Genomic DNA, 13,947 nt, shown 5'->3' with positions numbered 1-13,947 from the left:
TATATTAATTAATGATTTGTACTTTTAAACCCAATTCTAAACCCGCCCCAATGTTTACCGTTTACATAAATTGGCACCGAGAGGTCATGCAGTATTTCACCGGTATCACGTTTATAGGTTTGTAATAAAAAGCTTTCGGTGTGGCTACCACAGCGAATTCCTGTCGGGTCATTAAAAATACGTTTAGTACGGTTGTTTACTAAATCTTTTTCAAAGTTACCGGTTAGGGCTTGGCTATAGCGTTTGTTATGAGTAGGAAAGTAGCCCTTAGTATCAACGGCTCCTGCAAAAATTATGTCTTTATTTTCCAGAATTGGTTCTTGAATAGCCGGCAGTGATTGATCTGTAAGTTTATCGTAATCGGTTGTGTACTTGGTTGGATTAGTATTCTCGATGGGTTTATAGTTTTGCGAAAAAAGTTGTTGCTGGGTTATTTTTCCGCTTTGGATCCAACCCTCAAAACATTCGCCAATTGCTTTACTGGCGTGTTTAGCCGATATCAGGATTGGTTTAAAGAATGCGTCATACTCTATGTTTTCAAGCTCTCTAAATATTGATTCTGATCCCAGCGATAAAGAAGACGCTTGCTGAGAAATTGTACTGCCTTTTTTAGTAACTTCGCCCAATAAACTACTGATGCTAGTGACTGAGCTATTTATTTGTGTGGTTGCATGCTGAAATGCAGAAACAGACTGATGCATACTATCAAGCGCGGTAGATGAGGCACCAATATCTTGGTTAATTGTTAAAAAGGATTGAGTCACGTTTTCAAGCTCTGATTTTACAGAAATACTTTGCTGTGAAACCTGCTTCATATCTTCATTGGTTTTTATACTGTTGGCGTTAATGTCTGTGAGCATGTCAGCAATTTGTTTGGTTGCTTCATTGGTTTTATTTGCAAGGTTACGCACTTCGTCGGCAACAACCGCAAAACCACGACCTTGCTCACCTGCACGAGCGGCCTCTATGGCTGCATTTAAAGCAAGTAGATTGGTTTGCTCTGCAATGTTTTGAATAACTTGGGTAATGCTTTGTATATCACTGGCACTTTTTAATAATAAATCTAATTGCTGGGCCACTTTATCTATAGAGCCTGATAACGAATCAATTTGGCTGGTGGCCGTTTGTAAGCGGCTATCGGCAGAGCTTGAGGCTTGCGCTGTTTGTACCATTGCTTGATTAATAGTGGTCATGCTGTCACTGAGTTCAGTACTATTTTGTGAAAGCTCGTGTGTGGCACGCCCGACAGTTTCACTCTCGTTATAACAAGCGTCTATTTCTTTAGATAAGCTATCAACATAAAATGACACTTCAGCTGCGCCTATGGCATTTTTTGAGGTGGCTTTGGTAATGTTTTGTGCAATTTTGTTATTGAACGACTGCACGGCACCTAGTGACGAATTGTTATTTGCTGATTCAGATTTTGCTGGTTTTATATAAAAAATTGCAGATAACAGCACTATAATTGCTGCAGCAATGGTGGAGAGCTGTTCAAAATAGAAAAGAAAACAAATGCTTAAATAAAAAATGCTGTAGAGCAGGTAGGTTATTTTCATTCCTTTGACCTCGTTACTAATTGTTCCTTCTATCTTTGATTATAAATCAAACAAAATCAAATAATAAACACACTTTTAAGGATTTATTAAAAGTGATGTATTGAGCTCTATAAAACTGTTTTCGTACAAAAAGCGCCAAAGTAGTAAACCTACTTTGGCGCTTTTATTAGTATTAATAAACAATTAGTTAGCTAATAACCATTCGCTTAATAAGCGAACACCAAACCCCGTTCCACCTGGTGAAAGCTCATCTTTACCTTTTTTCACTAAGGCATTACCTGCAATATCGATATGCACCCAACGGGTATCGCCAGCAAAATGCTCTAAGAAAGTAGCGGCTGTGGTTGCACCAGGGCCACCTGAACCTACATTTGTTATATCAGCAATGTCAGACTTCAACATATCTTTATAACCTAATGGTAAGCGCCATAGGTTTTCGTTTACTTGTTTACCTGCAAGGGTAAGTTGCGATACTAGCGTGTCATCATCAGAGAATACCGCTGCGTATTCATTACCAACAGCACGAATTTTAGAACCCGTTAAGGTTGCAACATCAATCATGATCTCTGGTTTGTAGTGCTCACGTGCATACCACATTGCATCACTTAGTACTAAACGACCTTCAGCATCGGTATTTAAAATTTCTACACTTAAGCCTTCAGCAGTGCGAACAACATCACCTGGAGCAACAGCAAATTGCGATACCATATTAGCTGCCATGCCCATAACGGCTACCACGTTTTTATCTGCTTTAGCTAACGCCATTGCTTTTACAGTACCAAGCACTGCAGCAGCACCAGCCATGTCTGATTTCATACGTGCAATAGACGCACCGGTTTTAATGCTGTAACCACCTGAGTCGAACGTAATGCCTTTACCAACAAGGGCAATAGGGGCATCGTCAGAGCCTTTATAATGAGCAACCACTAAACGAGCACCTTGCTGGCTACCTCTACCTACAGCTTCTAATGCGCCCATGCCAAGCTCTTTTAGCTCTTTAGGCTCTAACACTTTGATAGTAACACCTAACGACGCTAATTCTTTTGCTGCATTGGCAAAATCAACCGGTGTCATTTCTGTAGCCACTTCTGAGGTTAAATCGCGTGCTAAAAATACACCGGCTTGAATACTCTCTAATTGGCTGTAAAGCTTGCGAGTTTGCTTGGTGTTATCAACATCAAACGTATAGCTAACTGTTTCAGTGCTTGGTTCTTTTTTGTAGTTTTCAAAACGGTGATCGCGTAGGTTTGCACCGTGGGCAAAATTAGCAGCAAGCGCAGCATTATCATTTGCGCCAGTTACATCATCAAAAATAACGCTGGCTGTGCCTGCTTTAGCTTTAACTAGGCGAGCATGAATATTACCACCTAACTTAGCCGCTTTTGCTTTATTTAATTCGTCTGCTTTACCTGTACCTACAACTAAAATACGGCTGTAGTTACTTTTACTTGGCGCGACAAGTTGCGCGACTTTTGCGTAATCGCCAGTAAAGTTTTCTATATCGATAACACGTTGTAATTGGCCATCGAATTGTTTATCAAGTGTTTTAAATTGGCTGTTGCTGCCATCTTGGCTATAAAATACAACCAGCGTGTTTGCATCGTTGTCTACTTTTGTAGAAAAGTTAAAGTCTGCTGCTTGTGCATTGATACACATACCCAGTGCAAGCGCGATTGAAGAGGCTTTTATAATACGTTTCATTTTTTAACCTAAGAATAATTTAAAGGGGTGTTTTACCTTATTTAGCCTACTGTAGTTAAGTAGGATACGGTGAAACAGCAAATAACAACGATATAGTTACTTTTTTCTGTTATTTTCGCTCTATAAATCATTTTCATTCGTTTTTATTGTCAGAGGCGGAATTTAAAATAATAAGCTAAAACTTAATCGGGCAGTTCTTGGCTCTATAGGGTGAAAGTGATTATCTTCAACGCCATCAATGGGCTCATTAGGTAAGCGCGATGAATAATAATAATCAATATCATGGTCTCTGCTGTTAAATAAATTCAGTAACTCAAACTCTACTTGCCAATGAGTTTGCTGATAACTTATAGAGCTATTAACTACGGTTAATGGCTCCGAGCGTTTTTCTCCGTCGCTTGTTAATGTGCGTTTACCTATATGGCGAATACGTAACGATGACTGCCATTGTTCTGTTAAATGCCAATTTAAGCCAGCGCTTGCGACAACGGGTACTGCACCTTCTATATAGTTTTTGACATTATTTATGCTTAAACGAGAGTGGGTAAATGATGCTTCAGCATCAAGACTAAAACTATTATTAACCCAATAATAGGCGCTCATTTCTATACCATAGCGCTCAGAGGCATCACTAGGCTCTGTATTACCTGCATCGCCAACAAATAGAAGTTCTGAGTCGAGGTTTAACCACCATAATGCAGCCGATAAGTTAAATGTTTTTGGTTCAGCAAACCTTAAACCAATTTCAGCGCCTTCACTTTTTACCAGTAAATCTACTTGCTCTGATTTATCTAATGTAACAGGGTCTACATTAATTGTTGCTCCACGAGCATCATTTGAATGAAATGACTGACCCCAATTAGCATAGGCGGCTACTAAATCGGTAAATTGGTAGTTTAAACTAGCTTTTAAGCTCACTAAATCATCGTTTTGACTACCCGAATTAGCTGAAATATTGCTATTAACATCAACGTTATAGTAGTCGTATCGAATACCTAAGCTTGCTTCTAGATTGGTACTTAAAAAAAGCTTTGATCCCCAATGGGCTGAGTAACTAGTTTGATTTAAATCGTCTTGTCTTACTGTAGATAATCGCTTTCTTTTTTTTGTGTTATATAAGCCAACGTTATCAATGTTGGTATGATGAAGTGCTAACCCTGCCGTATGTTGCATGTTAATAGCTAGCATTTTGGTATCAAACTGATAATTAAATTCGCCACCATATACTTTACGACTGTCTTTTTGGTTAAATTGATCGCCATTAACAGGATCATTTAAAAAATAGCTAAAATTTGAGTATAAATCTAAGTCATAACTTATTGCGTATGCATTTACCTTTAGGTTTTCACCTTGCCAAACGGTCGATAAACTATAGCGGCTAGAATTGCCACCTAATGACGTATCTAAAGAGCCAAGCTGAGAAATTAACCCTTGAGAAACTGCGCGCTTAGGGATTTGGTCAGCTGAATTCCAGCTGTTGTCATAGGCCATAGCACTGAGGGTAAAATCGCCATTAAATGCTTTGCCAACATATCGAAGGAGTGCGTTTTTTTTATTAACAGCTTCATTAATATCATCCCATGGACCGGAGTATCCTTGCCACTCAGCTGCGGCCATTAGTTTACCTTTTGTAACATCAGTTGAAGCGAGTACTGTGGCTCGCTTGTAGTTATCTTCTCCAATACTAAGACTTACTTGTTGATGAGTTAGTGTATCTATAAGATTAAAATTTGCGCTCCCAGCTGATGAAAAGTCTCCTTGGGTAGCGCTATAAGATCCTTTCTGATAATTAATGCTTGATATAGATTCTGGAATAATAAAATTTAAATCGGTATAGCCTTGACCGTGACCATGGCTAGGTAAATTTATTGGCATACCATCAATATTAGTGGCGAAATCTGTTCCGTGATCTAAATTAAAGCCCCTTATAAAGTATTGATTCGCTTTTCCTGAGCCACTATGTTGAGTTACTGCCATACCTGGGATCAGTTCCAACAATTCTGCACTTCTTAACATAGGACGTTGTTGAATCTCGCCTTGCCCAATAATACCGCTTGAGGCACTAATAGACTCGCCAATTAGGCTATCTCTGTGTCCGTAAACGGTTAATTTCTCTATGCTTGCTTGTGCATAACTAAACGGTAAAATTCCTAATGTTATAAATGCTAGTTTCTTCACGCTTAAAGTCCTTTAAATCATTATTCTTTAATTAGATGTCATTAAGCAACGGCCAGAATAGGATATTGGATGCAATATTTTTTATTATTTATGTTTTTATCAATCATATTTATAACTGCAGATAAAAACAAAGCTATAAGCTATTGTAATCTCTTTATATAAAACTAATAATCGAAGGGCGTTTTTACACCTTATTATTTTGAGTACATGCATTGAAAGCAAAAGAAATTCGCAACTTTTATATTAACGAAGAACAGTCTGTTTATTTGTTATCGCACCGTGATGCCAAAAAGCATCGCCAATGGCTTAACATTTGTATTAAACAGCTAACACTACTTGGTTATAAAAATGTTGAAATGATTGGCTCTGGTGCGTTTGGCTTTGTTTTTGCGGGTGATGATGAACATGGCCTGCCGTGGGTGTTTAAATTTTCAAGAATAACGCTGGCACAAAGTGTGCGAGATCGCCTTGAAGACGAAGCGTATATGCTGTCTCAAATTGATAATCCGCTAATACCAAAATTTTATGGCTTTGAGCGGATTAAAAAACAGGGCATTTTAATGATGGCCCGTGCAGTAGGTGAAGACCTTGAAAAAGTATCACTTAAGCAAGGGCGGTTATCTGCTGCAAAAATAATGAACTTAGCGGTAAAATTGAGAAATGTGTTGCTTGATTTACGCCATCATAAAAATGGATTAAGCCCACAACCTATTGTGCATGGCGATATTAAACCCTCTAACTTGGTGTGGGATGAAAAAGCCAAGCAGCTTTCATTGGTTGATTGGGGAAGTTCGGTATATGCCCAAGTAGATGAACAAGGCAACCCTATTGCCAGTAATTTTATGGATTTAATGTCGGGTGATTTAAGCACCACTAACGCACGAATGGGCGATGTTTATTTTATAGGTGATGCGCAAATGTCTGGTGAAAAGTCATCCCCTCGTTTTGATGAGCAGGGGGTTGCATCAACTTTGTATGCACTTGCATCGGCTCAGTCTTGTCGATTTGGCGCTCAGGCTATTCCGGCCAGTAGTTTAATGCTCCCTAAAGAGCTGGCGAATGTAATTGACGGCATGCTTTCAAAAGAGCGTAGTGAAAGGGATAAAGCCGGCGACTATTTTATGCGTAACATAGAAACTATGGCAAAAGCATTTTTACCAGAGCTACCAAAGCAAGACACTAAAGCACGCATTCCTTTTTGGTTTAGCCAAGATCCTGAGCCCGAAACCGTTGTATATAGTTCCCGAAAACAGTTTTTACGCCAAGCCGATCATAAACAACAACTACTCGATGTTAACGATGCCCAGTTAGATAGGTATTATAAAGAATTTTTATTTGATACCGGAGATACCGAAAAAGCGTTTTTAGCCTCAATTAGTCGCTTAGCGAAATACCCAGTAGTAGGGGGGCTGAGTTTTCATTGGAAAGATGATTCTTTGTATGTTGAGTCATCACTTATTATGCACGATGAAGCTTTAGCCACCGCGTTTACTGATGCGGTAAATAATACTGTAATGCTGGCACAAGCGATTAGTCAAAAAGGCTTATTTAAGTGTTGTTTATTTGACGCCCGTAAAACGATTCAGCTAGAACGCGATGGCACCGGTGCGTTTAAATTTAACCAGTTACCTGAGCTTGACTATGAAGTGGTTAATGTAAAAGCCAGCGATGTAACCCGTCCGCACTCATATTTTGAAGATGGTAAAGATCCCGATGAGCAACTGCAACTGCCTAAAAAGGTGATTAAATGTGTATTTGAGCTAAACCAGATACATCATACGGGTTGTATTATTTTTGAAGCACTACCAGATAGGATGAAAATTCACCATTACTATCGATTACTCGATGCTAGTAAAGAAGTTGAATTTAAACGTTTGCTAAATAAACTCATGCAGTACGCTGTTAATATAACTGATGTTGGGGTCGCTGGTTTTATGAAGTTGCCGTATAAAAATACTCGCGAGTTTAGTTTATGCGAGCAGCAACCCAGCAATTATTATCCTAAAAATCCAAAACAACTACTTAATTAATAAGTCACTCGCTGAGGCTGGTGGCTTAACAATAGAAAGAAAAAATAGAAAGTTAAATGGCAAAATCTAAACCACAAATTACATTAGAAAGTTACGGTATATATTCCAACTGGGACAAAGCCAGTAAATCGTTACCACAAATCACGCAATTCACCACAAAGGTAACCGCGTGTATTGATGTGGAATTTGGCCTAATAGTAAATATCAAAAAAGCCAAAGGCGAAAAGCTACATTATTGTATTTATCACCCCGGTATTATAGATGCCGATGGCGAAGTGATGCAGCCTTTTGAGGGAACAGTGTATGTTAAAGATAACGATTGGTCGTTTTATTTAGGCGACACCGTGTGGGAGCCTATAGAAGATAAAATAGGTAACTGGCGTATGACCTTATCATTAGCAGGAAAAGTCATTGCTGATAAGACATTTAATCTAACTAATGAACAGACCAAAACAGAAGATGATTTTTGGAAACACCGAGGCTATTAATTTCCTCAATAAGCAAAAACAAAAAAGCTAACAATAAAGTTAGCTCTTTTATTAAATTAGCTTAGTTACCCCAAGGGTTACTTGAATTTGAACGTTGTTTACGAGTACGGGCACGTTGTTTGGCTGCTTTTTTCTCTTGAATACGCTTAGCATCAGAAAAACTTAACTCGCATGGTTCACCCGGCTTATCACCCTCAGGGATAATACGGTCGCGTGGCGGTAGTTCGTATTGTACGTCATCTGGGCGTGGTAAGTTTTTAAGGCGGTACAAATAGAAATTATCTACTTTTTGCTGTGCCCACTCGGTTTTACGTAAAAATTTAACTGCTGATTTAATGTCAGGGTTATTTTTAAAGCAGTTGAGTTGTAAGTAGGCATGCAGGAGTTCCCACCCATATTGCTCAACCAGTTCTTCAACCACTTGCTCTAATTTAACGCCTTGCAGTGGGTTATTACTGAAAAGTTCTTGGTTGCTCATAGGTGCTCTCTCGTTATTAAAAATACGGCCAGTATTATAAATTTAATAACGAGAGTTTAATAGCAAAAATGCTTAACTTTGACAATTAACCACAACACGACCACGAATTTGGCCCTGCATGAGCTGTTCGGCATTTTCAATAACCTGATCAAGGGTGATTTCGGTCGAAATTTTATCTAAGTAATCGCTACTAACTAGGGATGCTAAACGATCCCATGCTTCAACACGATCCGCTTTAGGACGCATTACGCTATCAATACCCATCAAAGAAATACCACGTAAAATAAATGGCGCCACAGACGCTGGCAAATCCATACCTTGTGCAAGCCCACAAGCTGTTACTACGCCACCGTATTTAAGTGAGGCACAAATATTAGCAAGTGTGTGACTACCTACAGAATCAATGGCAGCAGCAAAGCGTTCTTTTTGCAGTGGTTTACCTGGGTTTGAAAACTCGTTCCTATCAATTACATTAGTTGCACCTAATGATTTTAAATAGTCAGCTTGTTCCATGCGACCTGTTGCTGCGGTTACTTGATAACCTAGCTGGCTTAGTAAATAAATAGCAAAACTGCCTACGCCACCATTAGCACCGGTGACTAACACTTCACCTGAGTTAGGAGTGATCCCTTGTTTTTCAAGGGCAATTACGCTTAGCATTGCCGTATAACCGGCAGTACCAATTTGCATAGCTTGTTTAGCAGATAAGTTAGTGGGTAGGGGAATTAACCAATCGCTGCTAAGAGCCGCTTTTTGGGCAAGGCCACCCCAGTGTTTTTCGCCGACACCAAAGCCATTTAAAATAACCTTATCGCCAGCTTTAAATTCTTCACTGTCGCTGTTAGTAACTGTACCCACTAAATCAATGCCAGGTACCATAGGAAAGCTGCGAACTACAGGACCTTTGCCAGTAATGGCTAAGCCATCTTTGTAATTTAGGGTACTGTACAGTACGTCAATTAATACATTTTCGTTTGGTAGATCGTCACTGTTTATGCTGCTTAAAGTGGCACTGTAGTTGTCGTCTTGCTTATCTATAACAATAGCTTTAATTGGATTGCTCATTAGATTTCCTTTTAGACCGATCGTCTTTAAATTGATAATAAAAAATGCATCAACAGGGTCTGATGACCTTTGTAGATTAAAATTTGTTCAAATTAGGGGCGATTTAATTGCGGCGCGAGATTTGTAACCTAGTGGGCTAAGTAAAAACCGAGCAACAAAGAGTAAATCGCCCCTAGGCAGAACCCAAAGGGCAGCGCCTGTTTGGCATTAATGCTGCGTTATCGCCTATTTATGGGGAATAACCACACCACATAGGCTCTGCCTTGCCTAAATACCAAACAGACTGCTGCAAATTTAACCTTGAAAGATCAACAGACCCTAATTAATGTGCGTAAAAACATTTCTGTGTATAAAGTCAGTGGCTTGCTTGATTGTGTTAGTTTAGCTCGCATTACTGCGCCTTCCCAACCAATCCAAAAAAATTCACTCATTTGTGTGGTATCAATATCAGCTTTAATAGTGTGTTGCTGTTGAGCCAAGTCTAAGCACTGTGTTAACTGTGCTTGCCAAGCATGGTAACTCTGCATTAGGCGTATTTTAAACTCGTCACTTAAATGATTGAGTTCTTGGTTTAAATTGCCTACTAAACAACCGCGTTTGTAATCATATTTTTGCATCCCAGCTATAGCACTTTGGGTAAAGTTAACAATGCGTTCTAGGGGCGGTACTTCAGGTTGCTCTAAATAAAACTTAAGTTTAGCTATAAAAAACGTGTCGTACGAATCAACCAAAGCTAAGCCAAATGCTTCTTTATTTTTAAAGTAATGATAAAACGAGCCCTTAGGGACTTTGGCTTTTTTTAATATGGTGTCGAGCCCTGTGGCACTAAAACCAAACTCAGTGAGGGTTTCTAATCCCACACGAAGGAGCAACGCTTTAGTGTCTGCGTTGTCTCTGGCTATTTTGGGTGGGCGGCCACGCCTATTTGTAACTGCTGATATTTTATTCATAACCTATATTAGACCGATCGGTTTTAAATAATCAAGTGTTTATTTGCAATCTTTTTAAAACAACGAAATCTGTTCATTTTTCGATTACAAATTAATGAGGAACTTTAGCTTATGTTGCCAGTCACAAATATGACACTTATGTGTTTTTGAGCCGATATGTCGGAACATTTAAATAAAGTTATATAGGTTAAAGTTGATTAAGTTTGAGCAATAAATTTATTTTTTAATTAATTTATCATTGCATCAGCAGCTTAGTTAAAGTCAAACAAATTAATTGTATTTTGTGTTTGAATTAAACATTTTTGTTGGCTATTTATTAAATGTAGATGAACTTTATGCTACAAAAATATAAATATAAAGGTGAGGATTTTACCGATGAAGAGACAGAAAAGAGATCGTTTAGAAAGAGCTCATTCTCAAGGTTTTAAAGCAGGTTTAGCTGGTCGCTCAAAAGAGCACTGCCCTTATCAACAAGTTGATCCTAAGTCTGAGTGGCTTGGTGGTTGGCGCGAGGCAATAGAAAATCGCAATATGTATAAAACATAAACTCATAACGAATTAAAGCAAAAAGGCCTCCAAATGGAGGCCTTTTTGTTGCGTGTTTTAAACTTAAAACGCGCTGGTATCTTGGAACAAGCCTACCTTTAAATCTTTTGCTTCGTAGATCACGCGGCCATCTACTTCTACGGTTCCATCAGCCATACCCATAAACAATTTACGCTTAATAACGCGTTTCATGTCTAGACGGTAGGTTACTTTTTTAGCTGTTGGCAATATTTGACCGGTAAATTTAACTTCACCTACACCGAGTGCACGACCAAGACCAGGACCACCAGACCAACCTAAGAAAAAGCCCACAAGTTGCCACATAGCATCTAAACCTAAACAACCAGGCATTACTGGGTCGCCTTTAAAATGACAGTCGAAAAACCAAAGGCTAGGATCGATATCTAGCTCTGCAACTATTTGACCTTTACCATGTTCACCACCGTCATCGGTAATTGAAATGATACGATCCATCATTAACATGTTGTCACTTGGCAAACGACAATTTCCTTCACCAAACATTTCACCTTGACCACAAAGGATCAAATCTTCTTTTGTATAGCTATTTTTAGGTTCCATAACACTTTATCTTTGCTTAGAAATTGCCCCGTACTTTAGCGTACACTTGTACGCTAAACAACTCGGAGCAGTTAAAAAATGGTTTAATTATAAGCAATCAGTAAATGCAACTGATTTTAGTATGATTAAACCGCGCAATTACTAACAGAAATCATTATAATTGGGGCTGACTTTTAATCAGTTTAAAGGAAGTTTATGACCCTTTTTGTTAACTCACTCACTGTGATTGATTTTTCTTACTTATGCAATAAACGCGGTGCAGTTGGCGAAAGTTGGATTGTTGATTTGACTTTACATGGCAAACTAAACGAAGAGTCTATGGTTTTAGACTTTGGCTTAGTTAAAAAGCAAATTAAAGGCATTATTGATGAGTGTATAGATCACCGTTTAGCTGTCCCTAACAACATAAACGGCAGCATCAACGAGTTTGCTGATCACAAAACATTGGATTGTACATTTGCTGATAACAAGCACCTTGCAATGAGTGCGCCTCATCAAGCATATTGCTTAATAGATACTGATGAGATTAACGTTGAATCAGTAACAGAGTACTTAGTTGCCACTATACTGCCACAGCTTCCTGATAATATTGAAAAGATTGAGTTGGTGTTAAAGCCTGAGCACAATCAGAGCTTTTATTACCACTATAGCCATGGCCTTAAAAAGCATGATGGTAATTGCCAGCGTATTATTCATGGTCATCGCTCACAAATTGGTATAAGCCTTGGCGGTATTTCTATGCCTCGTTTGCAAAAACAGTGGGCTGATAAATGGCGTGATATTTACTTGGCATCTAGCGAAGATCAAATAAACGCCTCTGAATTAAAACATATCTCAGCTAAAAGTGATGATGTTTGTTTTGCGTATACTGCGGCGCAAGGTTACTTTGAAATGGCTATTAGTGAATCACGTTGCGACATTTTACCAATTGATACCACGGTAGAATGTATTGCTGACTATATTGCCAGCCAAGTGAAATTAGAGCACCCAGAAAAAGACGTTAAAATTACCGCCTATGAAGGTGTTGGAAAGGGGTCGATTAGTTATGCTTAAATCCTTATTAGTTTCGGCGTTAATTATATCAACTAGCTTCAGTGCTATAGCGCTTGAGCTAAAAGGGCATTTAACTCAAGGCGGCCTAGTAACTGGGCAATTAGATAACGCTAAGTCGGTAAGCCTCAATGGTAAGTCGTTAAAACTTACTGATAATGGGTTATTTGTATTTGGTTTTGGCCGTGATGCAAAACCTGTACATACATTAAGCTGGGTAGATAAAACCGGTAAAGGCCACAGCCAAGATTTAGTTATTACTCTTCGCGATTACGATATAGATAAAATTACCGGTGTTGCTAAAAAATACGTATCGCCGCCAAAAGCAGTAAGTGAACGTATAAGCCGAGAAGCGATCGCTGTAAGAAAAGCACGGGCTGTTAACTCTGATTTAGAATACTTTTTACAGCCAGTACTTAGGCCTGCAAAAGGGCGCATTTCAGGTGTTTATGGTAGCCAACGTTACTTTAATGGCGAACCTCGCAGGCCACACTTTGGTTTAGATATAGCAAACAAAACAGGTTCACCTGTGTATGCACCGATCAGCGGAACCGTGGTGTTTGCTGAACCAGATTTATATTACTCTGGTGGTACTTTGATTTTAGATCATGGGCATGGGGTTACTTCTACTTATATTCATTTAAGTAAGCTTGATGTAAAAGTAGGGCAGAAGATTGAACAAGGTACAAAGGTAGCTGAAATAGGTGCTACGGGCCGTGTAACTGGGCCGCATTTAGATTGGCGATTTAATTGGCAAGGTGAACGCCTTGACCCTGCATTATTAATGCAAGACACATTAGCTAACAAAAAGTAGAGATTATGACTCAAGTAGAGCGCGAAGCCATTATTGCGCAACGTATAAAAGATTCGACCACTTCGGTAACTAAAGCCGTATTTCCTGGGCGTACTAACCATCATAATACGCTATTTGGTGGTGACGCATTAGCATGGATGGATGAAGTTGCTTTTATAGCTGCCACCCGTTTTTGCCGTAAACCATTAGTAACTATTTCATCAGATAGAGTCGACTTTAAAGAAGCTATTCCTGCAGGTTCATTTGCTGAGTTGATATCAAAGGTATCGCATGTGGGGAATACCAGTTTAAAAGTGGATGTTGAAATATTCCTAGAAACTATGCACAAAGATAACAAGCACTCTGCTATTACAGGCAGCTTTACCTTTGTTGCTGTTGATGATAACCACAGGCCAACACCTGTCGTGTGTGACAAAATGCTGCATGGTTTTGAGTTATAACACCTAACAGTAAAAATAATATAAGCACCAATTATGGTGCTTATATTATTAACCATAAAGAACACATCATAC

The 13,947-nt window shown here is 38.9% G+C and carries 13 protein-coding genes; 6 read left to right on the top strand and 7 right to left on the bottom strand.

Annotation, left to right across the window (positions count from 1 at the left end):
* Window positions 1–8 precede the first annotated feature (8 nt).
* From AN392_RS06315 to AN392_RS06305, 3 genes are all read right to left on the bottom strand, one after another.
* Window positions 9–1,556, bottom strand: a complete 1,548-nt coding sequence (locus AN392_RS06315; RefSeq protein WP_055012214.1) for a methyl-accepting chemotaxis protein — start codon at window positions 1,554–1,556, stop codon at window positions 9–11.
* Window positions 1,557–1,739: 183 nt separating this feature from the next.
* Window positions 1,740–3,257, bottom strand: a complete 1,518-nt coding sequence (locus AN392_RS06310) for a leucyl aminopeptidase (protein WP_055012213.1) — start codon at window positions 3,255–3,257, stop codon at window positions 1,740–1,742.
* 162 nt (window positions 3,258–3,419) lie between these two features.
* Complete coding sequence (locus AN392_RS06305) at window positions 3,420–5,435, bottom strand: TonB-dependent receptor (protein WP_054200901.1); 2,016 nt, start codon at window positions 5,433–5,435, stop codon at window positions 3,420–3,422.
* A 212-nt stretch (window positions 5,436–5,647) separates the two neighbouring features.
* On the opposite strand from AN392_RS06305, the gene AN392_RS06300 reads away from it, so the two are divergent.
* Together AN392_RS06300 and AN392_RS06295 are read left to right on the top strand one after the other, a co-directional pair.
* Window positions 5,648–7,465, top strand: a complete 1,818-nt coding sequence (locus AN392_RS06300) for a protein kinase domain-containing protein (protein ID WP_055012212.1) — start codon at window positions 5,648–5,650, stop codon at window positions 7,463–7,465.
* 56 nt (window positions 7,466–7,521) lie between these two features.
* Entirely contained in the window at window positions 7,522–7,953 is a 432-nt protein-coding gene (locus AN392_RS06295; protein WP_055012211.1) for a DUF3859 domain-containing protein, read from the top strand.
* 61 nt (window positions 7,954–8,014) lie between these two features.
* Here AN392_RS06295 and AN392_RS06290 read toward each other — a convergent pair whose 3' ends face one another.
* The 3 genes from AN392_RS06290 to AN392_RS06280 all read right to left on the bottom strand — a co-directional run bounded on the left by AN392_RS06290 (window position 8,015) and on the right by AN392_RS06280 (window position 10,446).
* The gene (locus AN392_RS06290; protein WP_008114664.1) at window positions 8,015–8,431 is read right to left on the bottom strand and encodes a VF530 family DNA-binding protein; all 417 of its coding nucleotides are present in this window, start codon (window positions 8,429–8,431) and stop codon (window positions 8,015–8,017) included.
* A gap of 72 nt (window positions 8,432–8,503) precedes the next feature.
* The gene (locus AN392_RS06285) at window positions 8,504–9,496 is read right to left on the bottom strand and encodes an MDR family oxidoreductase (RefSeq protein ID WP_055012210.1); all 993 of its coding nucleotides are present in this window, start codon (window positions 9,494–9,496) and stop codon (window positions 8,504–8,506) included.
* 308 nt (window positions 9,497–9,804) lie between these two features.
* Window positions 9,805–10,446, bottom strand: a complete 642-nt coding sequence (locus AN392_RS06280) for a TetR/AcrR family transcriptional regulator (protein WP_055012209.1) — start codon at window positions 10,444–10,446, stop codon at window positions 9,805–9,807.
* 375 nt (window positions 10,447–10,821) lie between these two features.
* Between AN392_RS06280 and rmf the strand changes: the two genes are divergently transcribed.
* A complete protein-coding gene (rmf, locus tag AN392_RS06275) occupies window positions 10,822–10,992 on the top strand; it encodes a ribosome modulation factor (protein WP_008114656.1) in 171 nt (56 codons plus the stop codon).
* Between the two features lie 63 nt (window positions 10,993–11,055).
* On the opposite strand, the gene fabA is transcribed toward rmf, so the two are convergent.
* On the bottom strand, window positions 11,056–11,571 hold the full coding sequence (fabA, locus tag AN392_RS06270) for a bifunctional 3-hydroxydecanoyl-ACP dehydratase/trans-2-decenoyl-ACP isomerase (protein WP_010389976.1): 516 nt from the start codon (window positions 11,569–11,571) through the stop codon (window positions 11,056–11,058).
* Window positions 11,572–11,766: 195 nt separating this feature from the next.
* Here fabA and AN392_RS06265 point away from each other — a divergent pair, with 195 nt between their 5' ends.
* From AN392_RS06265 to AN392_RS06255, 3 genes are read left to right on the top strand one after another with little or no spacing between them, the layout of a single operon-like run.
* Window positions 11,767–12,624: a 6-carboxytetrahydropterin synthase gene (locus AN392_RS06265; protein ID WP_055012208.1), complete on the top strand. Its 858-nt coding sequence runs from the start codon at window positions 11,767–11,769 to the stop codon at window positions 12,622–12,624.
* Window positions 12,617–13,435, top strand: a complete 819-nt coding sequence (locus tag AN392_RS06260; RefSeq protein ID WP_055012207.1) for a M23 family metallopeptidase — start codon at window positions 12,617–12,619, stop codon at window positions 13,433–13,435. The genes AN392_RS06265 and AN392_RS06260 overlap by 8 nt, the downstream gene beginning before the upstream one ends.
* Window positions 13,436–13,440: 5 nt before the next feature.
* On the top strand, window positions 13,441–13,875 hold the full coding sequence (locus tag AN392_RS06255) for an acyl-CoA thioesterase (RefSeq protein ID WP_008114650.1): 435 nt from the start codon (window positions 13,441–13,443) through the stop codon (window positions 13,873–13,875).
* The last annotated feature ends 72 nt before the right edge of the window (window positions 13,876–13,947 follow it).

It is taken from the genome of Pseudoalteromonas sp. P1-16-1b (assembly GCF_001401785.1).
In the GTDB taxonomy this organism is placed as follows: Bacteria; Pseudomonadota; Gammaproteobacteria; order Enterobacterales; family Alteromonadaceae; genus Pseudoalteromonas; species Pseudoalteromonas undina.
This window is presented reverse-complemented; position numbering and strand designations above follow the sequence as displayed.